The organism is Haloactinopolyspora alba, assembly GCF_003014555.1.
In the GTDB taxonomy this organism is placed as follows: Bacteria; Actinomycetota; Actinomycetes; order Jiangellales; family Jiangellaceae; genus Haloactinopolyspora; species Haloactinopolyspora alba.
In genome coordinates this window covers 29,671-50,392 of sequence record NZ_PYGE01000018.1, presented here as the reverse complement: position 1 = coordinate 50,392, position 20,722 = coordinate 29,671, and the positions used below count along the sequence as shown (strand labels likewise).

The 20,722-nt window shown below is 69.0% G+C and carries 35 protein-coding genes; all 35 read left to right on the top strand.

What is annotated here, in order from left to right:
* The first annotated feature begins 15 nt into the window (after positions 1 to 15).
* The gene (gene rpsJ, locus CLV30_RS20235) at positions 16 to 324 is read left to right on the top strand and encodes a 30S ribosomal protein S10 (RefSeq protein ID WP_106539048.1); all 309 of its coding nucleotides are present in this window, start codon (positions 16 to 18) and stop codon (positions 322 to 324) included.
* 14 nt (positions 325 to 338) lie between these two features.
* Positions 339 to 1,016 (top strand): 50S ribosomal protein L3, encoded by a 678-nt coding sequence (rplC, locus tag CLV30_RS20230; protein ID WP_106539047.1) that lies wholly within the window; start codon positions 339 to 341, stop codon positions 1,014 to 1,016.
* A complete protein-coding gene (gene rplD, locus CLV30_RS20225) occupies positions 1,013 to 1,669 on the top strand; it encodes a 50S ribosomal protein L4 (protein ID WP_106539046.1) in 657 nt (218 codons plus the stop codon). Before rplC ends, rplD begins: the two co-directional genes overlap by 4 nt.
* Positions 1,666 to 1,968, top strand: coding sequence for a 50S ribosomal protein L23 (gene rplW, locus CLV30_RS20220; RefSeq protein WP_165358743.1), 303 nt, complete (start codon positions 1,666 to 1,668; stop codon positions 1,966 to 1,968). Before rplD ends, rplW begins: the two co-directional genes overlap by 4 nt.
* A gap of 34 nt (positions 1,969 to 2,002) precedes the next feature.
* Positions 2,003 to 2,839, top strand: a complete 837-nt coding sequence (rplB, locus tag CLV30_RS20215; protein WP_106539045.1) for a 50S ribosomal protein L2 — start codon at positions 2,003 to 2,005, stop codon at positions 2,837 to 2,839.
* Positions 2,840 to 2,858: 19 nt separating this feature from the next.
* The gene (gene rpsS / locus CLV30_RS20210) at positions 2,859 to 3,140 is read left to right on the top strand and encodes a 30S ribosomal protein S19 (protein ID WP_106539044.1); all 282 of its coding nucleotides are present in this window, start codon (positions 2,859 to 2,861) and stop codon (positions 3,138 to 3,140) included.
* A gap of 33 nt (positions 3,141 to 3,173) precedes the next feature.
* Positions 3,174 to 3,578 (top strand): 50S ribosomal protein L22, encoded by a 405-nt coding sequence (gene rplV, locus CLV30_RS20205; protein ID WP_106539043.1) that lies wholly within the window; start codon positions 3,174 to 3,176, stop codon positions 3,576 to 3,578.
* On the top strand, positions 3,578 to 4,429 hold the full coding sequence (gene rpsC, locus CLV30_RS20200) for a 30S ribosomal protein S3 (protein WP_106539042.1): 852 nt from the start codon (positions 3,578 to 3,580) through the stop codon (positions 4,427 to 4,429). Before rplV ends, rpsC begins: the two co-directional genes overlap by 1 nt.
* A gap of 4 nt (positions 4,430 to 4,433) precedes the next feature.
* Positions 4,434 to 4,853 carry a 50S ribosomal protein L16 gene (gene rplP / locus CLV30_RS20195; RefSeq protein WP_106539041.1) on the top strand — a complete coding sequence of 140 codons (420 nt, stop codon included), beginning with the start codon at positions 4,434 to 4,436 and terminating at the stop codon, positions 4,851 to 4,853.
* A complete protein-coding gene (gene rpmC, locus CLV30_RS20190) occupies positions 4,853 to 5,140 on the top strand; it encodes a 50S ribosomal protein L29 (protein WP_106539040.1) in 288 nt (95 codons plus the stop codon). Before rplP ends, rpmC begins: the two co-directional genes overlap by 1 nt.
* A gap of 113 nt (positions 5,141 to 5,253) precedes the next feature.
* Positions 5,254 to 5,538, top strand: a complete 285-nt coding sequence (gene rpsQ, locus CLV30_RS27415) for a 30S ribosomal protein S17 (protein WP_338068508.1) — start codon at positions 5,254 to 5,256, stop codon at positions 5,536 to 5,538.
* An 8-nt stretch (positions 5,539 to 5,546) separates the two neighbouring features.
* A complete protein-coding gene (gene rplN / locus CLV30_RS20180; RefSeq protein ID WP_106539039.1) occupies positions 5,547 to 5,915 on the top strand; it encodes a 50S ribosomal protein L14 in 369 nt (122 codons plus the stop codon).
* 2 nt (positions 5,916 to 5,917) lie between these two features.
* The gene (rplX, locus tag CLV30_RS20175) at positions 5,918 to 6,256 is read left to right on the top strand and encodes a 50S ribosomal protein L24 (RefSeq protein WP_106539038.1); all 339 of its coding nucleotides are present in this window, start codon (positions 5,918 to 5,920) and stop codon (positions 6,254 to 6,256) included.
* A complete protein-coding gene (gene rplE / locus CLV30_RS20170; protein ID WP_106539037.1) occupies positions 6,256 to 6,825 on the top strand; it encodes a 50S ribosomal protein L5 in 570 nt (189 codons plus the stop codon). Before rplX ends, rplE begins: the two co-directional genes overlap by 1 nt.
* 1 nt (position 6,826) lies before the next feature.
* A complete protein-coding gene (locus tag CLV30_RS20165; RefSeq protein ID WP_106539036.1) occupies positions 6,827 to 7,012 on the top strand; it encodes a type Z 30S ribosomal protein S14 in 186 nt (61 codons plus the stop codon).
* Between the two features lie 89 nt (positions 7,013 to 7,101).
* Complete coding sequence (gene rpsH, locus CLV30_RS20160) at positions 7,102 to 7,518, top strand: 30S ribosomal protein S8 (RefSeq protein WP_106539035.1); 417 nt, start codon at positions 7,102 to 7,104, stop codon at positions 7,516 to 7,518.
* 19 nt (positions 7,519 to 7,537) lie between these two features.
* Positions 7,538 to 8,077, top strand: coding sequence for a 50S ribosomal protein L6 (gene rplF, locus CLV30_RS20155; RefSeq protein ID WP_106539034.1), 540 nt, complete (start codon positions 7,538 to 7,540; stop codon positions 8,075 to 8,077).
* 2 nt (positions 8,078 to 8,079) lie between these two features.
* Positions 8,080 to 8,463, top strand: a complete 384-nt coding sequence (rplR, locus tag CLV30_RS20150; protein ID WP_106539033.1) for a 50S ribosomal protein L18 — start codon at positions 8,080 to 8,082, stop codon at positions 8,461 to 8,463.
* Between the two features lie 33 nt (positions 8,464 to 8,496).
* Complete coding sequence (rpsE, locus tag CLV30_RS20145; RefSeq protein ID WP_106539032.1) at positions 8,497 to 9,111, top strand: 30S ribosomal protein S5; 615 nt, start codon at positions 8,497 to 8,499, stop codon at positions 9,109 to 9,111.
* Positions 9,108 to 9,344, top strand: a complete 237-nt coding sequence (gene rpmD, locus CLV30_RS20140) for a 50S ribosomal protein L30 (RefSeq protein ID WP_106539031.1) — start codon at positions 9,108 to 9,110, stop codon at positions 9,342 to 9,344. The genes rpsE and rpmD overlap by 4 nt, the downstream gene beginning before the upstream one ends.
* Positions 9,341 to 9,790 carry a 50S ribosomal protein L15 gene (rplO, locus tag CLV30_RS20135; protein WP_106539030.1) on the top strand — a complete coding sequence of 150 codons (450 nt, stop codon included), beginning with the start codon at positions 9,341 to 9,343 and terminating at the stop codon, positions 9,788 to 9,790. Before rpmD ends, rplO begins: the two co-directional genes overlap by 4 nt.
* Before the next feature lie 168 nt (positions 9,791 to 9,958).
* A complete protein-coding gene (gene secY / locus CLV30_RS20130) occupies positions 9,959 to 11,263 on the top strand; it encodes a preprotein translocase subunit SecY (protein WP_106539029.1) in 1,305 nt (434 codons plus the stop codon).
* On the top strand, positions 11,260 to 11,838 hold the full coding sequence (locus CLV30_RS20125) for an adenylate kinase (RefSeq protein ID WP_240723375.1): 579 nt from the start codon (positions 11,260 to 11,262) through the stop codon (positions 11,836 to 11,838). Before secY ends, CLV30_RS20125 begins: the two co-directional genes overlap by 4 nt.
* Before the next feature lie 10 nt (positions 11,839 to 11,848).
* Entirely contained in the window at positions 11,849 to 12,658 is an 810-nt protein-coding gene (map, locus tag CLV30_RS20120) for a type I methionyl aminopeptidase (protein WP_106539027.1), read from the top strand.
* Positions 12,659 to 12,852: 194 nt separating this feature from the next.
* A complete protein-coding gene (locus tag CLV30_RS20115; RefSeq protein WP_165358744.1) occupies positions 12,853 to 13,284 on the top strand; it encodes a DUF1707 SHOCT-like domain-containing protein in 432 nt (143 codons plus the stop codon).
* A 223-nt stretch (positions 13,285 to 13,507) separates the two neighbouring features.
* A complete protein-coding gene (infA, locus tag CLV30_RS20110) occupies positions 13,508 to 13,729 on the top strand; it encodes a translation initiation factor IF-1 (RefSeq protein ID WP_026877474.1) in 222 nt (73 codons plus the stop codon).
* Between the two features lie 68 nt (positions 13,730 to 13,797).
* Entirely contained in the window at positions 13,798 to 13,911 is a 114-nt protein-coding gene (gene rpmJ, locus CLV30_RS20105; RefSeq protein WP_106539025.1) for a 50S ribosomal protein L36, read from the top strand.
* 175 nt (positions 13,912 to 14,086) lie between these two features.
* Positions 14,087 to 14,464, top strand: a complete 378-nt coding sequence (gene rpsM / locus CLV30_RS20100) for a 30S ribosomal protein S13 (protein WP_106539024.1) — start codon at positions 14,087 to 14,089, stop codon at positions 14,462 to 14,464.
* 159 nt (positions 14,465 to 14,623) lie between these two features.
* Positions 14,624 to 15,025, top strand: coding sequence for a 30S ribosomal protein S11 (gene rpsK / locus CLV30_RS20095; RefSeq protein WP_106539023.1), 402 nt, complete (start codon positions 14,624 to 14,626; stop codon positions 15,023 to 15,025).
* Positions 15,026 to 15,057: 32 nt separating this feature from the next.
* Positions 15,058 to 15,663 carry a 30S ribosomal protein S4 gene (gene rpsD / locus CLV30_RS20090; protein WP_106539022.1) on the top strand — a complete coding sequence of 202 codons (606 nt, stop codon included), beginning with the start codon at positions 15,058 to 15,060 and terminating at the stop codon, positions 15,661 to 15,663.
* 94 nt (positions 15,664 to 15,757) lie between these two features.
* Positions 15,758 to 16,771 (top strand): DNA-directed RNA polymerase subunit alpha, encoded by a 1,014-nt coding sequence (locus tag CLV30_RS20085; RefSeq protein ID WP_106539021.1) that lies wholly within the window; start codon positions 15,758 to 15,760, stop codon positions 16,769 to 16,771.
* A gap of 110 nt (positions 16,772 to 16,881) precedes the next feature.
* Positions 16,882 to 17,502, top strand: coding sequence for a 50S ribosomal protein L17 (gene rplQ / locus CLV30_RS27685; RefSeq protein ID WP_106539020.1), 621 nt, complete (start codon positions 16,882 to 16,884; stop codon positions 17,500 to 17,502).
* A 15-nt stretch (positions 17,503 to 17,517) separates the two neighbouring features.
* A complete protein-coding gene (gene truA, locus CLV30_RS20075; protein WP_240723376.1) occupies positions 17,518 to 18,465 on the top strand; it encodes a tRNA pseudouridine(38-40) synthase TruA in 948 nt (315 codons plus the stop codon).
* Between the two features lie 9 nt (positions 18,466 to 18,474).
* Positions 18,475 to 18,918, top strand: a complete 444-nt coding sequence (locus tag CLV30_RS20070; protein ID WP_106539019.1) for a hypothetical protein — start codon at positions 18,475 to 18,477, stop codon at positions 18,916 to 18,918.
* A gap of 92 nt (positions 18,919 to 19,010) precedes the next feature.
* On the top strand, positions 19,011 to 20,687 hold the full coding sequence (locus CLV30_RS27945; protein ID WP_106539018.1) for an ABC-F family ATP-binding cassette domain-containing protein: 1,677 nt from the start codon (positions 19,011 to 19,013) through the stop codon (positions 20,685 to 20,687).
* Positions 20,688 to 20,722 lie beyond the last annotated feature (35 nt).

Here is a 20,722-nt window from a genome sequence, read left to right as displayed (position 1 = left end):
GGACGACAAGCAGCCATGGCGGGACAGAAGATCCGCATCCGGCTCAAGGCCTACGACCACGAGGTCATCGACACGTCGGCGCGCAAGATCGTCGACACGGTGACGCGCACAGGCGCAGAGGTCGCAGGCCCGGTGCCGCTGCCTACCGAGAAGAACGTGTACTGCGTCATCCGGTCGCCGCACAAGTACAAGGACAGCCGCGAGCACTTCGAGATGCGTACGCACAAGCGGCTGATCGACATCATCGACCCGACGCCGAAGACCGTCGACTCGCTGATGCGGCTCGACCTGCCGGCCGGTGTCGACATCGAGATCAAGCTTTAAGGGACGCGTCAGCGATGAGTACTCAGAATTCGGAGCGCGCCGTCAGCGTCGTACGCAAGGGCCTGCTCGGCGAGAAGCTGGGCATGACGCAGGTGTGGGACGAGAACAACCGCATCGTCCCGGTCACCGTCGTCAAGGCCGGCCCGTGCGTGGTGACCCAGGTCCGCACGCCCGAGAACGACGGCTACGACGCCGTGCAGATGGCCTTCGGCGCGCCGAACGCGCGCCGCGTCACGAAGCCGGCCAAGGGACACTTCGAGAAGGCGGGCGTGACGCCGCGGCGGCACGTCGCAGAGCTGCGCACCGCCGACGCCTCGGAGCACACGCTCGGCCAGGAGCTGACCGTCGAGCTGTTCGAGGCCGGCCAGGACGTCGACGTCACCGGCACCAGCAAGGGCAAGGGCTTCGCCGGCACGATGAAGCGGCACGGCTTCGGCGGTCTGCGCGGTTCGCACGGTGTGCACCGCAAGCACCGTTCGCCGGGCGCCATCGGCGGTGCGGCCACGCCAGGACGCGTGTTCAAGGGCCAGAAGATGGCCGGGCGCATGGGCGGCGAGCGGGTGACCAAGATGAACATCGAGATCCACGCGGTGGACGCCGAAAAGGGAGTGCTGCTGCTCAAGGGCGCGGTCCCGGGGCCCGACGGCGGCCTGCTGTTCGTCCGCTCGGCCGCGAAGGGAGGCGCGAAGTGAGCACCGTCTCTGTTCTGGACGTGAACGGCGGTTCGGCCGGAACCGTCGAGCTGCCGCCGGAGATCTTCGAGGTACAGGTCAACGTGCCGCTGATCCACCAGGTCGTGGTGGCCCAGCTGGCCGCTGCCCGGCAGGGGACGCACGCGACGAAGACGCGCGGCGACGTCGCCGGCGGCGGCTCGAAGCCGTACCGCCAGAAGGGAACCGGCCGGGCCCGGCAGGGCTCGATCCGGGCGCCGCAGTTCGCCGGCGGCGGCACCGTGCACGGCCCGCAGCCGCGCAACTACGCGCAGCGCACGCCGAAGAAGATGAAGGCGGCCGCGCTGCGCGGAGCGCTGTCCGACCGGGTCGCGCACGACCGCGTGCACGTGGTCGCCGGGTTCGTCCCGGGCGACAGTCCGTCGACGAAGTCGGCCCTGAACACGCTGCAGACGCTGACCGAGCGCAAGAACGTGCTGGTGGTCACGGAGCGCGGCGACGAGCTGACGGCGAAGAGCCTGCGCAACGCGTCGCATGTGCACCTGATCGCGGCCGACCAGCTGAACACGTACGACGTGCTCTGCGCCGACGACGTGGTGTTCACCCAGGGTGGTCTGGACGCCTTCGTGGCCGGGCACGCCGCGCGCCGCGGTGTCGAGGAGGGCGCCAAGTGAGCACCATCAAGGACCCACGCGACATCCTGCTCGAGCCGGTCGTCTCGGAGAAGAGCTACGGCCTGCTGGACGAGAACAAGTACACCTTCGTGGTCGCACCGAACGCGAACAAGACCGAGATCAAGATCGCTGTCGAGAAGGTGTTCAAGGTCAAGGTCACCGGCGTCAACACGCAGAACCGGCCGGGCAAGCGCCGGCGTACGCGGTTCGGCGTCGGCAAGCGTCCCGACACCAAGCGCGCGATCGTCACGGTGGCGGCGGGCGAACGCATCGACATCTTCTCCGGCCCGGTCGGCTGAGGCCGGCCAGGACACGAGTATCGAGGTCTGACGAATGGCAATCCGAAAGCACAAGCCGACGACACCGGGCCGGCGCGGCTCCAGCGTCGCCGACTTCGCCGAGGTCACCCGGTCCGAGCCGGAGAAGTCGCTGGTGCGGCCGCTGCCCAAGAACGGCGGGCGGAACAGCTCCGGGCGAATCACGACGCGGCACCAGGGCGGCGGGCACAAGCGCCAGTACCGGGTGATCGACTTCCGTCGTGCCGACAAGGACGGCGTGCCGGCGAAGGTCGCGCACATCGAGTACGACCCGAACCGCACCTCGCGGATCGCGTTGCTGCACTACGCCGACGGCGAGAAGCGCTACATCCTGGCGCCGACCCGGCTGAAGCAGGGCGCGCGGGTCGAGGCGGGCCCGTCGGCCGACATCAAGCCGGGCAACAGCCTGCCGCTGCGCAACATCCCGGTCGGCACGGTCGTGCACGCCATCGAGCTGCGGCCCGGCGGCGGCGGCAAGATCGCCCGCTCGGCCGGCGCCAGTGTCCAGCTGGTCGCCAAGGAAGGCAGCTGGGCCCAGCTGCGGATGCCGTCCGGCGAGATCCGCAACGTCGACGTCCGCTGCCGCGCGACGGTCGGCGAGGTCGGCAACGCCGAGCAGTCGAACATCGACTGGGGCAAGGCCGGACGGTCGCGCTGGAAGGGCAAGCGCCCGCAGGTGCGCGGTGTGGCGATGAACCCGGTGGACCACCCGCACGGTGGTGGCGAGGGCAAGTCGTCCGGCGGTCGGCACCCGGTCAACCCTGCCGGTACGCCGGAGGGCCGGACGCGGAAGAAGAACAAGCCGAGCGACCGGCAGATCGTCCGCCGGCGCAAGACCGGTAAGAAGCGCTGAGTCGCAGGAGTCGGAAGAGATGCCGCGTAGCCTGAAGAAGGGCCCCTTCGTCGACGAGCACCTGGCCAACAAGGTCGAGGCGCAGAACGAGAAGGGCACGAAGAACGTCATCAAGACGTGGTCCCGCCGGTCGATGATCGTCCCCGACATGATCGGGCACACGATCGCCGTCCACGACGGACGCAAGCACGTCCCGGTGTTCGTGACGGAGGCGATGATCGGGCACAAGCTCGGCGAGTTCGCCCCGACACGGACGTTCAAGGGCCACGAGAAGGACGACCGCCGCTCCCGGCGCCGGTGACGTCCACCACGTAGTTAACCCGAGGAGTCAACGATGGAAGCCAGGGCTCAAGCGCGGTTCGTCCGTGTCACGCCCATGAAGGCGCGCCGTGTGGTGGACCTCATCCGTGGCATGGAGGTCGACGAGGCGTCGGCACTGCTGCGGTTCGCCCCGCAGGCCGCCGCCGAACCGGTCCGCAAGGTGCTCGAGAGCGCCGCGGCGAACGCGGACGACCTCGCCAGCGTGCCTCGCGAGACGCTCGTGGTCGCCGAGGCGTACGTCGACGACGGTCCGACCATGAAGCGGTTCCGCCCGCGCGCCCACGGCCGTGCGAGCCGGATCAACAAGCGGACGTGCCACATCACGGTGGTGGTCGACGACGAGCCGGCCGCCAGCAAGAGCAATCCGGCCTCGAAGGCCAAGCGTGCTTCGGCCGGTTCGAAGGGAGGGGCCCGCTAGTGGGTCAGAAGATCAACCCGCACGGGTTCCGGCTCGGCGTATCGACCGACCACACCAGTCGGTGGTTCGCCGACAGCACCACCAAGGGTCAGCGCTACCGGGACTACGTGGCCGAGGACGTGGCCATCCGCAAGCTGATGACCGAAGGCATGGAGCGCGCCGGCATTTCGCACGTGGACATCGAGCGCACGCGTGACCGCGTGCGGGTCGACATCCACACCGCGCGCCCGGGCATCGTCATCGGCCGCCGCGGAGTCGGCGCGGACCGGCTGCGTTCGGAGCTCGAGAAGCTCACGGGCAAGCAGGTCCAGATGAACGTGCTCGAGGTCAAGCAGCCCGAGGTGAACGCGCAGCTGGTGGCCCAGGGGGTCGCCGAGCAGCTGTCCGCCCGGGTGGCGTTCCGCCGCGCGATGCGCAAGGCGCTGCAGACGACGATGCGCGCGGGCGCGAAGGGCGTGCGCATCCAGTGCTCCGGCCGTCTCGGCGGCGCCGAGATGAGCCGCTCGGAGTTCTACCGCGAGGGCCGGGTGCCGCTGCACACGCTCCGCGCGGACGTGGACTACGGCTTCTACGAGGCACGCACGACATTCGGCCGTATCGGCGTGAAGGTCTGGGTCTACAAGGGCGACGTCACCGGCTCCCGGTCGGAGCGTGCTGCCGAGCAGGCGGCACAGGCACGGGCGCAGCAACAGCGCCGCCGTCCCGAGCGCCGTCGTCCCGGCCGGGGCGGCGACCGCCAGGAGGCCGGCGCGGCCGCCACGGCAGAGACCGAGCCGAGCGCCGCCGAGGCACCGGCAGAGGCTACGGCCGGCGCCGAGGCCACGGGTGCTGGCAACGGGCAGGAGGGTTGACACCATGCTGATCCCCCGCAAGATCAAGCACCGCAAGCAGCACCACCCGAAGCGGCGTGGTGTGGCCAAGGGCGGTACGTCGCTGGCGTTCGGTGAGTACGGGATCCAGGCGATCGAGGGTCACTACGTGACCAACCGGCAGATCGAGTCGGCGCGTATCGCCATCACCCGGCACATCCGTCGTGGCGGCAAGGTGTGGATCAACATCTACCCGGACCGCCCGCTGACGAAGAAGCCCGCCGAGACCCGCATGGGTTCGGGTAAGGGTTCGCCGGAATGGTGGGTCGCGAACGTCAAGCCCGGGCGCGTGATGTTCGAGCTGTCCTACCCGAACGAAGCGGTGGCGCGCGAGGCGCTGACGCGAGCGATCCACAAGCTGCCGATGAAGGCCAGGATCGTCGCGCGCGAGGCAGGTGAAGGGTGATGGCGATCGGTTCGAAGAACCTCGACGCGGCATCGCTGCGCGAGCGTTCGGACGCGGAGCTCGTCGAGGCGCTGTCCGAGGCGAAGGAGACGCTGTTCAACCTGCGTTTCCAGGGCGCCACGGGTCAGCTGGAGAGCCACGGGCGGCTCAAGGCCGTCCGGCGCGACATCGCCCGTATCTACACGGTGATGCGCGAGCGCGAGCTCGGCATCGTCCGCGTGGTCGAAAGCGACGCCGCGAAGGGTGACTCGGCGGAGACGAGTACGACAGCTGGTGGTGCCGCGTGAGTCCGACAAGCAAGGAAGAGACCGTGAACGAGAACACGGACCAGACCGAGGCGCAGGGCGCCACGGGCAGTGACACCGCGGTGCAGGCGGCAGAGAGCGCAGCCACCGGTGAGATCGCGGCCTCGGCGGTGCAGAGCACCACCGGCGACCGCGGTTACCGGAAGGTCCGCCTCGGCCTCGTGGTCAGCGACAAGATGGACAAGACCGTGGTCGTGTCCGTCGAGGACCGCTTCACGCACCGGCGGTACGGCAAGGTCATCCGCCGGGCGAACAAGCTGAAGGCCCATGACGAGCAGAACGAGGCCACCGTCGGTGACCGAGTCCTGCTGATGGAGACCCGCCCGCTGTCCGCGACGAAGCGCTGGCGGATCGTGGAGATCATCGAGAAGGCGAAGTAGGTAGCGAGATGATTCAGCAGGAGTCGCGACTGCGCGTCGCCGACAACACGGGCGCCAAGGAGCTCTTGTGCATCCGTGTCCTCGGTGGCTCCGGCCGGCGCTACGCCGGTATCGGTGACGTCATCGTGGCGACCGTCAAGGACGCCATCCCCGGCGGGGGCATGAAGAAGGGCGACGTGGTCAAGGCCGTGATCGTGCGGACCGTGAAGGAGCGTCGCAGGCCGGACGGCTCCTACATCCGCTTCGACGAGAACGCGGCGGTCGTGATCAGGGACGGCGGTGACCCCAGGGGCACCCGCATCTTCGGGCCGGTCGGCCGGGAGCTGCGCGACAAGCGCTTCATGCGCATCATCTCGCTCGCACCGGAGGTGTTGTGAGAATGCGTATCAAGAAGGGTGACAAGGTCGTCGTCATCGCCGGCAAGGACAAGGGTCTCGTCGGCAAGGTGATCGCCGCCTACCCGCAGGACGAGCGCGTCCTGGTCGAGGGCGTCAACCGGATCACGAAGCACACGAAGCCGACCCAGACGGCCCGCGGTACGCAGCAGTCCGGTGGCATCGTGCACATGGAGGCGCCGGTTCACGTGTCGAACGTGCAGATCGCGGTCGAGGCCGACGTCGAAGGCAAGAAGAAGACCGTCGGCAGCCGGGTGGGTTACCGCTTCGACGACGACGGCAACAAGGTCCGGTTCGCCAAGCGCACCGGTGAGGACATCTGATGACAACCACGACACAGGCACGGCCGTTGCCGCGGCTGAAACAGCGCTACCGTGACGAGATCCGGTCGGCACTGCGCGAGCAGTTCGAGATCGCGAACGTCATGCAGGTGCCCACGGTGACCAAGGTCGTCGTCAACATGGGCGTCGGCGAGGCGGCCCGCGACGCGAAGCTGATGGAGGGCGCGGTCAACGACCTCGCGGCCATCACCGGCCAGAAGCCGGCCGTCACGAAGGCCCGCAAGTCCATCGCGCAGTTCAAGCTGCGTGAGGGCATGCCCATCGGCGCGCACGTGACGCTGCGCGGTGACCGGATGTGGGAGTTCCTGGACCGGCTGGTGAACATCGCCCTGCCGCGCATCCGCGACTTCCGCGGGCTGTCGCCGAGGCAGTTCGACGGCCGCGGCAACTACACGTTCGGTCTGAACGAGCAGTCGATGTTCCACGAGATCGATCAGGACCGCATCGATCGCGTCCGTGGCATGGACATCACCGTGGTCACCTCGGCGATCGACAACGACCAGGGTCGCGAGCTGTTGCGCCAGCTCGGGTTCCCGTTCAAGGAGGCCTGACGTGGCGAAGAAGGCGCTGATCAACAAGGCGCAGCGCAAACCCAAGTTCGCGGTGCGCGCGTACACGCGGTGCCAGAAGTGCGGACGTCCGCACTCGGTGTACCGCAAGTTCGGCCTTTGCCGGATCTGCCTGCGGGGAATGGCACACCGCGGCGAGCTGCCGGGCGTGACGAAGTCCAGCTGGTAGACCCGACTCTCATCTCGTCGCCGAAGGTCCGATGAAGGTGGGCGGCGAGCCCATCGAGGAAACCACGGCGGGAAAGTGGCTACGAATCCATGACCATGACCGATCCGATCGCAGACATGCTGACACGTCTGCGAAACGCGAACTCGGCGCACCACGACACGGTGTCGATGCCGTACAGCAAGATCAAGGCGCACATCGCCGAGATCCTCAAGCAGGAGGGCTTCATCGCCAGCATCTCCGTCGAGGAGCCGGCCGACCCGGCCAAGGGCCCGGTCGGGCGGATGCTGGTGCTGACCCTCAAGTACGGCCCGTCCCGCGAACGCTCGATCGCCGGTGTCCGGCGAGTGAGCAAGCCGGGACTGCGGGTGTATGCCAAGGCGAACAACATGCCGAAGGTGCTCGGAGGGCTCGGCGTCGCGATCATCTCGACGTCGCAGGGCCTGCTGACGGCGCGTGCGGCTACCAAGCAGGGCGTGGGCGGGGAAGTTCTCGCCTACGTCTGGTGACGGGAAAGGAGCGAAGATCATGTCGCGTATCGGCAAGCTTCCCATTCCCGTTCCGGCGGGAGTGGACGTGGCCGTCGACGGCCGTGACATCACGGTCACCGGGCCGAAGGGAACACTGCAGCGGCAGCTTCCGCCGCTGGTCGACGTCCAGCGCGCGGAGGACGGCACCCTCGAGGTGCGCCGTCCGGACGACGAGCAGGAAAGCCGTGCCATGCACGGGCTGGGCCGGTCACTGGTGGCGAACATGGTCATCGGTGTGACCGAGGGCTACGAGAAGAAACTCGAGATCGTCGGCGTCGGTTACCGGGTGACGGCGAAGGGCTCGGACGTCGAGCTGGCCCTCGGGTTCAGCCACCCGATCCTGTTCGAGGCACCGGAAGGTATCACCTTCGCGGTCGAGTCGCCGACCAAGTTCGCCGTGCAGGGCACCGACAAGCAGCTGGTGGGCCACGTGTCGGCGAAGATCCGCGGGTTGCGCCCGCCGGAGCCGTACAAGGGCAAGGGCGTGCGCTACGAGGGCGAACAGGTCCGGCGCAAGGTCGGAAAGGCTGGGAAGTAACCATGGGCATCGCGATCAATCGCCATGTCAAGGGCGGCGACAAGGCCGCGACACGCGACCGGCGGCACCTGCGGGTGCGCAAGAAGATCTCCGGCACCCCGGCTCGGCCGCGGCTGGTGGTCTCGAGGTCGCTGCGGCACATGGTGGCCCAGGTGGTCGACGACACGACCGGGCACACCCTGGCGTCGGCGTCGAGCATGGAGAGCGACCTGCGCACGTCCGGCGACGACAAGACCGCGAAGGCGCGCCGGGTAGGCGAGCTCGTCGCCGAGCGCGCCAAAGCGGGCGGTGTCGAGTCCGTCGTATTCGATCGTGCCGGAAACCAGTACCACGGGCGTGTCGCGGCAGTCGCCGACGGCGCGCGCGACGGTGGCCTGACGTTCTAGTCGCAGGCGAAACTCGAGAGGATAGAGGACATCATGGCTGAACCCCAGCGCCGCAGTGGTGGCGCCGGTGGCGAGCGCCGCGATCGCCGTGACCGTCGCGACCGCGACAAGGGTCGCGGCGACGGCGCCGACAAGACGAATTACATCGAGACCGTCGTCGCGATCAATCGCGTGGCGAAGGTCGTCTCCGGCGGTCGGCGCTTCAGCTTCACCGCTCTGGTGGTCGTCGGCGACGGCGACGGCACCGTCGGCGTCGGCTACGGCAAGGCCAAGGAGGTGCCCGCGGCGATCGCCAAGGGCGTCGAGACGGCCAAGAAGGAATTCTTCAAGGTGCCGCGCGTGGCGGGAACCATCCCGCACCCGGTACAGGGCGAGAAGGCCGCGGGCATCGTGCTGCTGCGGCCGGCGTCGCCGGGTACCGGTGTCATCGCCGGCGGCCCGGTGCGTGCGGTCCTGGAGGCCGCGGGCATCCACGACGTGCTGAGCAAGTCGCTCGGCTCGGCGAACGCGATCAACATCGTGCACGCGACGGTCGAGGCGCTGAAGGGCCTCGAGCGACCCGAGCAGGTCGCCGCCCGCCGTGGGCTGCCGCTCGAGGACGTCGCGCCGGCGGCGCTGCTGCGCGCGAGGGCGGAGGCCGGATCGTGAGCGACCCCGGCAAGCTGAAGGTCCGTCAGGTCAGGAGCCGGATCGGAGGGTCGGCGAGGCAGCGGGACACGCTGCGCTCGCTGGGACTGCGGCGCATCGGGCACGAGGTCGTCAAGGACGACCGCCCGGAGATCCGCGGCATGATCCAGACGGTGTCGCACCTGGTGACGGTGGAGGAGCTCTCCGCCGCCGAGGCCGCCAATGTGACAGCCCAGGAGGCCAGCAAACCATGAGCAAGTCCCCGTTGAAGCCGCATCACCTGCGGCCCGCGCCCGGCGCGAAGACCGCCAAGACCCGGGTGGGCCGCGGCGAGGCGTCGAAGGGCAAGACGGCCGGTCGCGGCACCAAGGGCACCAAGGCCCGCTACCAGGTGCCGGCCGGCTTCGAGGGCGGGCAGCTGCCGCTGCACATGCGGCTGCCCAAGCTGAAGGGGTTCAACAACCCCTTCCGTGTGGAGTACCAGGTCGTCAACCTGGACAAACTCGCGGCCCTGTACCCCGACGGTGGCGAGGTCACCGTCGAGGACCTGGTCGCCAAGGGTGCGGTCCGGTCCGGACACCGGGTCAAGGTGCTCGGCAGCGGTGACGTCTCGGTTGCGCTTCAGGTGAACGCACACGCGTTCTCCTCGTCGGCGCGAGAGAAGATCACCGCGGCCGGGGGAACCGCCACCGAGCTGTGACTTTGCCGCCGCCGGTGGAGGCCGACGACCGCTTGGGCGCCCGCTGGTCCGTCTCGGACAGCGGGCGCCTCGCGATTGCCCGGCTGTCGGCGGTGTTAACGTCTGTGAGTCCATCCGTACCAACGTGCCGGTACGCCTGGCAGCGCCGGTCACGCAGGAGGCCCTGAAGTGCTCAGAGTGTTCGCGCAGGCATTCCGTACCCCAGACCTGCGCCAGAAAATCCTGTTCACGCTGGGCATCATCGCGATCTTCCGGTTCGGTTCGGTCATGCCGGCGCCCGGAGTCGACGTCGCCGCAGTGCGCAGCTGCGTCGACCAGGCCGGTAACGAGGGCGTCTACGGGATGCTCAACCTGTTCTCCGGTGGCGCGATGTTGCAGCTCGCGGTGTTCGCGCTCGGGATCATCCCGTACATCACCGCCAGCATCATCCTGCAGTTGCTGACTGTGGTGATCCCGCGTATCGAGGCGCTGCGCAAGGAGGGCCAGTCCGGCCAGGCGCAGATCACGCAGTACACCCGTTACCTGACCATCGGTCTGGCGCTGCTGCAGTCGACCACCATCGTCACGCTGGCGCGCCGCGGGCAGTTCTTCCCGAACTGTCCCGAGGAAGTACTGGCCAGCGACACCATCGGCACCGTAGCGATCATGATCATGACGATGACCGCGGGAACCGGCGTCGTGATGTGGCTGGGCGAGCTGATCACCGACCGTGGCGTGGGCAACGGCATGTCCCTGCTCATCTTCACCCAGATCGTGGCCAGCGTGCCGGGCATGTTCTGGAGCATCCAGCAGAGCCGGGGCTGGGCGATCTTCGGCCTGGTGGTCGCCGTCGGGCTCGTCGTCGTGGCGTTGATCGTCTTCGTCGAGCAGTCCCAGCGGCGTGTTCCGGTGCAGTACGCCAAACGCATGGTCGGGCGGAAGATGTACGGCGGCTCGTCGACGTACATCCCGTTGAAGATCAACCAAGCCGGCGTCATCCCGGTCATCTTCGCGTCCTCGCTGCTGTACATCCCGTTGCTGGCGTCGCAGTTCAACGCCACCGAGGGCTGGGCGCTGTGGATCCAGGACAACTTCACCCGCGGCACGCACCCGCTCTACATCGCCTTCTACTTCCTGCTGATCGTCGGGTTCGCGTTCTTCTACGTGTCCATCACGTTCAACCCGAAGGACATCTCCGACAACATGAAGAGGTACGGCGGATTCGTCCCGGGTATCCGGGCCGGCCGTGCCACCGAGGAGTACCTCGCGTACGTCCTCAACCGCATCACCTCCGCCGGCGCGATCTATCTCGCTCTGGTGGCACTGTTGCCGCTGCTGGCGTTCAATGTCCTGCTCCCTGCCGACGGAGGTGGGGGCTTCAACAACATGTTCGGCGGCACGAGCATTCTGATCATGGTCGGTGTCGGCCTTCAGACCGTGCAGCAGATCGAGAGTCAGCTGCAGCAGCGCAACTACGAGGGGTTCTTGCGGTGACACGACTTCTCATCATGGGCCCGCCCGGCGCGGGCAAGGGCACACAGGCGGAACTCGTCGCGAAGCGGTTCGGCGTTCCGGCGATCTCGACCGGCGACATCTTCCGGGCGAACATCGCGGCGAGCACACCGATGGGGGTCGAGGTCCAGAAGTACCTGGACGCCGGGGAGTACGTCCCCGACTCGATCACGAACGAGATGGTCCGCGACCGGCTGAACGAGTCCGACGCCGCCGAGGGCTTCCTGCTCGACGGGTACCCGCGGACGCTGTCCCAGGTCGAGTTCCTCGACGGCGTCCTCGCGGAGTCCGGCACCGAGCTCGACCACGTCATCGAGCTCACGGTCGATGTCGACGAGGTCGTGGCGCGACTGCACAAGCGGGCCAAGGAAGAGGGCCGCACCGACGACAGCGAAGAGGTCATCCGGCGCCGCCAGGAGGTCTACTTCGAGGAGACCGCGCCGCTGATCGCCGTTTACTCGGATCGTGGACTTGTTTTCAAGGTCGACGGCATGGGCATGGTCGAGGAGGTCGCCGCCCGGGTGGCCGACGCGGTGAGCCGCCCTCCGCACGGGTGACCGTGCCCGCATGATCGAGGTCAAGACCCCGGCCGAGGTCGCGAAGATGCGCGTGGCCGGCAGGGTGGTCGCCGAGATACACGAAGTGCTGCGAGACGCGGTGGTGCCCGGCGCCACCCCGAACGACCTCGACGGCATCGCCCGGCGCGAGCTGACCGACCGGGGCGCCACTTCGAACTTCCTGGGCTACGGCGGGTTCCCGGCCACCGTCTGCGTGTCGGTGAACGACGTGGTGGTCCACGGAATCCCGAACGACGTCCCGTTCGAGTCCGGCGACATCGTGTCGCTGGACTTCGGCGCCGTGGTGGACGGCTGGCACGGCGACGCGGCGGTGACCCTGCCGGTGGGGCCGGTGCCCGGCGAGGTCGCCGCCCTGTTGCGCGACTGCGACGACGCGTTGTGGGCGGGCATCGCGGCGATGAGTGCGGGCAAGCGGCTGCGCGAGATCGGCACGGCGGTCGAGAAACTCGTGCGCTCGCGTGGTTCCTACGGCCTGGTCGAGGAGTACGGCGGCCACGGCATCGGCACCGCAATGCATCAGGACCCGCACGTCATGAACTACCGCACCAGGGCGCGCGGTCCGAAGCTGACGATGGGGATGTGCCTGGCGGTCGAACCCATGATCACGATGGGCACGGCCGGCACGCACACGCTGTCCGACGACTGGACCGTCAAGACCGACGACGGCTCGCTGGCGGCGCACTTCGAGCACAGCGTGGCGATCACCCCGGACGGTCCGCTGGTGCTGACGGCCCTCGACGGCGGCGCCGGCCGGCTGGACGCGCTCGGCGTCGCCACCCCCCGCGGCCTTGCGGAATGATCACGTTCACCATGGAATTCCCTGCGTCACCACCGTTGCAAGCCTGGTGACGCGAGGACGATCCTGGTGATGTGGCACCGGCAACGTGCCCTGCATCAGCACCCGTGCCGCCGACACGGGGTGGGGACGGCATACGGGTCAATTCGGGGGCTACCCCGATGGTGCGACTCCGGGAGGCGGCGGATACTGGCACCATGGCCGATCGGCACGAACTCCGCGCGGCGGACAGCGACCGCGACCGCATCGCAGACATCCTGCGGGACGCGCACGGCGAAGGACGCCTGGGGCACGACGAGCTCCTGGCCCGTGTCGAGGCGGCGTACGCGGCCCGCACCTACGTCGAGCTGGACCGCGTCATCGCCGACCTCCCGGTGGCACGTCCGGCGCAGGTCGCCCGCCCTCCGCAGCCGGTGCGGCCGGCCAGGCGCCTCGGCCGGCGGATCATCCGCGGCACGTTGACGGTGGCCTGGTGGTTCTTCGGCTTCGTCGTCGCCCTCAACGTCCTGATCTGGATGGGCGTGAGCATCTCGCAGGCGAGCCCGCAGTACTTCTGGCCGTTCTGGGTCGCCGGTCCGTGGCTGCTCATCCTCGGCACCGCGGAGATGGCCTACCGCGCACGGGAGTGACCCGTCCGGGGGTCGTGCGCCCCCGGATTGGCATCTGATATACGACGTGCCGTAGAATCTGACGTCGGCCCACTGTGGTCTGTCTCGTTGCGCCCTGCGGCTGGTCCTCGACCGAGTCGGCGAGGACGGGGACGCGGGACAGTTCGTCGTCCTCACCGGTCCTCCGGTGGCGGCGCAGTGTGCCGAAGCGCCAGACGACGAAGACCGAAGAAGTGCGGAGGATATGCCGAAGAAGGACGGGGTCATCGAGATCGAGGGCACCGTGACCGAGGCTCTGCCGAACGCGATGTTCCGGGTGGAGCTGTCGAACGGCCACAAGGTGCTCGCCCACATTTCAGGCAAGATGCGCCAGCACTACATCCGGATCCTTCCCGAGGACCGTGTGGTGGTGGAGCTCAGCCCGTACGACTTGACCCGTGGTCGCATCGTCTACCGCTACAAGTAACCGCCGACGACGTCGGACCAGGCAGTGCCTGACAAGCTCCTCGGCACACGTCCACGAAAGAGTCCCCGATGAAGGTCAAGCCGAGCGTCAAACCGATCTGCGACAAGTGCAGGGTGATCCGTCGCCATGGCCGGGTCATGGTGATCTGCAGCAACATGCGCCACAAGCAGCGCCAGGGTTGACCCGCACCTGCTCGCCCGACCACAACTGAATATCCCTCTCAACGCACCAGCACCCCTGCGCGCACGCGGGCAGGGAACACCCCCGGAACGGAGGCCGGGGCTCGACGGCGTCGCAGCCGGCCGAGACGCGGTGCGCCGGAAACCTTCGTACAGCCAGAAGTGAGGACACGATCACATGGCACGCCTCGTAGGCGTTGACCTCCCGCGCGACAAGCGCCTGGAGGTCGCACTCACGTACATCTTCGGCATCGGACGCACCCGAGCGCTGGAGACCTTGCAGAACACCGGTGTCAGCCCGGAAACCCGGGTGAAGGACATCACCGACGAAGACCTCGTGAAGCTCCGCGACTGGATCGAGAACAACTACCAGATCGAGGGCGACCTGCGTCGTGAGGTCCAGGGCGACATCCGCCGCAAGATCGAGATCGGTAGTTACCAGGGCATCCGGCACCGCCGTGGCCTGCCTGTCCGCGGTCAGCGCACTCACACGAACGCCCGCACCCGCAAGGGCCGGAAGAAGACGGTCGCCGGCAAGAAGAAGGCCGGCAAGTAAGCACCCGCCCGTTCCGGGTCGTGTCGGTCACCGTCCATGGTGCGGACGGGCATCGACGAGCGAGGAACGAGCGAGTCGCGGGCGAGGGCGGTGACCGGCGCGAGCCGGAACCGCCAGCGCTGACTCCCACAGACTTATTCGGACAGGAGAACCACCCACATGCCACCAGCGAAGGCTCGGACGAGCACCAAGGTGCGTCGCCGGGAAAAGAAGAACGTCGCCCATGGCGTCGCGCACATCAAGAGCACGTTCAACAACACCATCGTCTCGATCACCGACCCGCAGGGGAACGTGATCGCGTGGGCGAGTGCCGGCCAGGTCGGCTTCAAGGGCTCGCGCAAGTCCACGCCGTTCGCCGCGCAGATGGCCGCCGAGGCGGCCGCCCGCCGTGCCCAGGAGCACGGCATGCGCAAGGTCGACGTGTTCGTCAAGGGCCCGGGCTCGGGCCGCGAGACAGCGATCCGCTCGCTACAGGCCGTCGGCCTCGAGGTCGGGTCCATCTCGGACGTGACCCCGCAGGCGCACAACGGCTGCCGTCCCCCGAAGCGCCGCCGCGTCTGACGTCGACGAGACCTGAGGAGAACTGAGACACCATGGCCCGTTACACCGGCCCACTCACGAAGAAGTCGCGTCGCCTCGGCGTCGACCTGATCGGCGAGGACAAGGCGTACGAGCGTCGTCCGTACCCGCCGGGCCAGCACGGCCGCGGGCGGCAGAAGGAGAGCGAGTACCGCCTGCAGCTGCACGAGAAGCAGAAGGCGCGCTACACGTACGGCGTTCTCGAGAAGCAGTTCCGCCGCTACTACGACGAGGCCAACCGCAGGCAGGGGCGCACCGGTGACGTCCTGCTCCAGCTGCTCGAGTCGCGGCTGGACAACGTCGTCTACCGTGCCGGCTTCGCCCGGACGCGCCGGCAGGCTCGCCAGCTCGTCGTGCACGGTCACTTCCTGGTCAACGGCAGGAAGGTGAACGTGCCCTCGTACCAGGTGGCGCTGCACGACGTCATCGACGTCAAGGAGAAGTCCAAGGAGACGACGCCGTTCATCATCGCCCGCGAGACCCACGGCGAGCGGCACACGCCGGCGTGGCTCGAGGTGATCCCGAACACGATGCGCGTCCTGGTCCACCAGCTCCCGTCCCGGCAGCAGATCGACACGCCGGTCCAGGAGCAGCTCATCGTCGAGTACTACTCGAAGTAACCCCAGATGGCCGTGGCCGGCGCGCACACCAGCCACGGTCCACACCCCTTGGTCGCGACAGTCATATAGCGGGCGTCGCGGAAAGGAAGTTCACGTGCTCATCACCCAGCGTCCCAACCTCAGCGAAGAGTCGATCAACGACTACCGCGCGCGGTTCACCATCGAGCCGCTCGAGCCGGGCTTCGGCTACACGCTCGGCAACTCGATGCGCCGTACCCTGCTGTCGTCGATCCCCGGCGCAGCGATCACCTCGATCCGCATCGACGGCGTGCTGCACGAGTTCAGCACGATCCCGGGCGTCAAGGAGGACGTCACCGACGTCATCCTGAACCTGAAGGGCCTCGTCGTCTCCTCCGAGCACGACGAGCCGGTCGTGATGTACCTGCGCAAGCAGGGCCCGGGGGCCGTCACCGCGGCGGACATCGCGCCGCCGGCCGGTGTCGAGGTGCACAACCCCGAATTGCAGATCGCGACGCTCAACGGCAAGGGCAAGCTCGAGATGGAGCTGACGGTCGAGCGTGGCCGTGGCTACGTCTCGGCGGTGCAGAACAAGCAGAACGATGCCGAGATCGGCCGGATCCCGGTCGACTCGATCTACTCGCCGGTGCTCAAGGTGACGTACAAGGTCGAGGCGACGCGCGTCGAGGGCCGGACCGACTTCGACAAGCTCATCGTCGACGTCGAGACGAAGCCGTCCATCCGGCCGCGGGACGCTCTCGCGTCGGCCGGCAGCACCCTGGTCGAGCTGTTCGGCCTCGCGCGTGAGCTGAACGTCGAGGCCGAGGGCATCGAGATCGGCCCGTCGCCGGTGGACGCCCAGCTCGCGGCGGACCTGGCGTTGCCGATCGAGGATCTGCAGCTCACCGTGCGGTCGTACAACTGCCTCAAGCGCGAGGGCATCCACACGGTGGGTGAGCTCGTCGCCCGTAGCGAGGCCGACCTGCTCGACATCCGTAACTTCGGGCAGAAGTCGATCGACGAGGTCAAGGCGAAGCTCGTGACGATGGGTCTCGGGCTGAAGGACAGCGCGCCGGGCTTCGACCCGACGACGGCCGTCGACACGTACTCCGACGACGACCAGTCCTTCGCCGAGGACGAGCAGTACTGAGCGGCGAGGCGCCCGAGTGAGGAACGAACGAGGGGCCGAGCGCGACCGTTGGACTGAGCGGCGAGGCGCTCGCCTGAACTGACACCCACCCACACAGGAGAACGATCACCATGCCCACCCCGACGAAGGGTGCTCGCCTCGGCGGCTCGCCGTCTCATCAGCGCGCGATGCTGGCCAACCTGGCGACCGCGCTGTTCGAGCACGGCCGCATCACGACGACCGAGGCCCGGGCCCGCCGGCTGCGGCCGGTAGCCGAACGGCTGATCACCAAGGCCAAGCGCGGCGACCTGCACGCGCGCCGGCAGGTGCTCGGCACGATCCGGGACAAGGACGTCGTGCACACGCTGTTCGCCGAGATCGGCCCGCGGTACGAGAATCGCAACGGCGGCTACACCCGCATCGTGAAGATCGGTCCGCGGAAGGGCGACAACGCTCCGATGGCCGTCATCGAGCTGGTCGAGCCGCTGGCCGAGCAGGTCGTCTCCGAGGCGACCAGCGCCACCAGGCGCGCCGCCGGCGGGAGTTCGGCGGCGGCTCCGGCCGCGGCCGCTGCTGCCGAGGCGGAGGTGACCGCCGACGTCGCCGGCGAGTCCAAGGACGAGCCCACGGCGGCCGAGGCCGCTGTCGACGAGGCCGAGGGCACCGGTGACGAGCCGGCCGCCGACGCCGCTGACGGTGAGGCCGCCGACGGCGACGACGAGTCCGGCTCGGACTCCGCCGAGAAGGCCTGACGCGGCAGGTTCCGCGTGCAGCCCGCTGATCCCACCCGAGGGGTCGGCGGGCTGCTGCGTCTGCGCCTGGACGTCGGCTACGACGGGACGGCGTTCTCCGGCTGGGCCGCGCAGCCGGGGCAGCGCACCGTGCAGGGGGTGCTCGAGGAGGCGCTCGGCCGGGTCCTGCGCGTCGAGCCGCCCCGGCTGACCGTCGCCGGGCGCACCGATGCCGGTGTGCACGCGCGTGGGCAGGTGTGCCATGTGGACGTCGATGCGTCCGCATGGCGGTCGGTGCCCGGCCGGTCGGCGCGCAGCCCGGAGTCCGCGCTGTTGCGGCGCCTGGCCGGGGTTCTCGACCCGGACGTGCGGGTGCACGCGGTACGGGTGGCGCCCGACGGGTTCGACGCGCGCTTCTCGGCCGTGTGGCGGCGGTACCGCTACCGCGTCTCGGACGCGGTGTACCGGCCGGACCCGCTGGTGCGCGCGTCGGTGCTCTGGCACGACCGGCCGCTGGACCTGGACGCGATGAACGCGGCGGCGGCCGGGTTGCTCGGCGAGCACGACTTCGCGGCGTTCTGCCGGCCGCGCGAGGGCGCGACGACCGTCCGTGAGCTGCGGACACTGCACTGGGAGCGTGGCACCGACGGGATCGCGGTGGCGACCGTCGAGGCCGACGCGTTCTGTCACAACCAGGTCCGCGCCATGGTCGGGGCCATGCTCGTCGTGGGTGACGGGCGGCGCCCGGTCGACTGGCCCGCACGGGTGCTGGCGGCCGGCGTCCGCGACTCCGGGGTGACCGTCGTCGGTGCACACGGGCTGACGCTCGAGGCGGTCGGCTACCCGCCGGACGACGAGCTCGCCGAGCGCGCCCGGACGGCCCGCAACGTCCGCTCGATCCACCGGTCGTCGGCCGCGGCCGGACATGATCATCCGGGTGGTGTGGGGGAAATCCCTGATGGCAAAGACGGCCAGAGCACGTAGCCTGGGGGTGTGTTGACCGACGCGATCGAAGTGGCCGTCGCCGTCGTGGGCCTCGGCCTGGTCGTCCTGTCGTTCCGGCAGGGCAGGGCCAAGGGCTGGGCCGCGTCGCTGCAGATGGCTGCCGGCGGGTTCCTGCTCATGGGCGCTTCGGCCATCGGCGTCGTCGAGTTCGTCGTCGGGCTGGTCTTCTCGCCGCTGGCCTGGGCCGGTGTCGGCATGCTCGCCATCGCCGGCGTGCTGTTCACGGTGGGACAGAAGCTCGAGGGCCCGTCCGGGAAGAAGTCCAAGGGCACCGACGAGGTGCCGCAGTCGCGCGACGCCGCCGGCGAGGTCGCCGAGGCCCCGAAGACCGAGGCGCCGAAGGGCAAGGGCAAGAAGAAGGCGTCGGAGTCCTCCGGCGACAGCGACCTCGACGACATCGAGGCCATCCTGCGCAAGCACGGCATCGAGTAGGCGCGACCGCAGCGGCCCCCGGCGGTGGCCGCCCCGCGCGGTGAGCCGAAAACACCTCGCGTTCCGCGCCATCACGACGAGAGACTGCGACCGTGGGACACGTCGACCTGAACTCGGTCTCGTTCACGCTGCCCGACGGGCGCGTGCTGCTGGACGACATCTCCTTCCGCGTCGGTGACGGCGCCAAGGTGGCCCTGGTCGGTGCGAACGGTTCCGGCAAGACCACGCTGATGAAGATCATCTCCGGTGACCTGGACGCGCACGGGGGAGCGGTGACCCGCAGCGGAGGGCTCGGCGTCATGCGCCAGTTCGTGTCGCACGGCGCGACCGACGTCCGCTCGCTGTTGCTGTCCGTCGCGCCACCCCGGGTGCGCGCGGCCGCGGCGGCCGTCGACGACGCCGAGCTGGCGATGATGGACCACGACGACGAGCGGACGCAGCTGACCTACGCCACGGCGCTGGCGGAGTGGGCCGACGCCGGCGGCTACGAGGCCGAGGTGCTGTGGGACGTGTGCACGACGGCCGCGCTGGGTGTGCCGTTCGACCGGTGCCGCTGGCGCGAGATCGAGACGTTGTCCGGCGGTGAGCAGAAACGGCTGGTGCTCGAGACGCTGCTGCGCGGCCCGGACGAGGTCCTGCTGCTCGACGAGCCGGACAACTTTCTCGACGTCCCGGCCAAGCGCTGGCTGGAGGAGCGGCTGGCCGAGACCGCGAAGACCGTGCTGTACATCAGCCACGACCGGGAACTACTGGCCAGGACGGCCACCCGCGTCGTCACTGTCGAGCTGGGCGCGGCCGGAAACACCGCCTGGGTCCATCCGGGCGGGTTCGACGGCTACCACGAGGCCCGTCGCGAGCGCTTCGCCCGTCTCGAGGAGCTGCGCCGGCGCTGGGACGAGGAGCACGCCAAGCTCAAGGAACTCGTCCGGATGTACAAGCAGAAGGCCGCCTACAACTCCGACATGGCGGCGCGTTACCAGGCGGCCCAGACGCGGCTGCGGCGGTTCGAGGAGGCGGGCCCGCCAGAGGCGATCCCGCGGGAACAGGACGTGCGGATGCGCCTGCGGGGCGGGCGCACCGGTAAGCGTGCCGTGGTGTGCGAGGACCTCGAGCTCACCGGGCTGATGCGTCCGTTCGACCTGGAGGCCTGGTACGGCGAGCGGGTGGCGGTGCTCGGGTCGAACGGCTCCGGCAAGTCGCACTTCCTGCGCCTGCTCGCCGCCGGCGGCACCGACCCCGAGCCCGAGCACCTGCCGGTGGACGGCACCGCGGTCGAGACGGTCGCGCACACCGGCCGTGCCCGGCTGGGCGCGCGGGTACGGCCCGGCTGGTTCGCCCAGACGCATCACCATCCGGAACTGCTGGGACGCACGTTGCTGTCGATCCTGCACCGTGGTGACGGCCGGCGCGCCGGCATGCCCCGCGAGGAGGCCAGCCGGGCTCTCGACCGTTACGAGCTCGCCCGGGCCGGCGAGCAGACGTTCGAGTCGCTGTCCGGTGGGCAGCAGGCTCGGCTGCAGATCCTGCTCCTCGAGCTGTCGGGGGCGACGCTGTTGCTGCTCGACGAGCCGACCGACAACCTCGACCTGATCTCCGCCGAGGCGCTGCAGGAAGGGCTGTCCGCGTTCGAGGGGACCGTGCTGGCGGTGACGCACGATCGCTGGTTCGCCCGCGACTTCGACCGGTTCCTGGTGTTCGGCGCCAACGGGTCGGTGTACGAGTCGCCGGAGCCGGTCTGGGACGAGGCCCGGGTGGCGCGGGTGCGCTGACGGCGGTCGAGAGCCGCCCGCGGGCCGCCGACGCC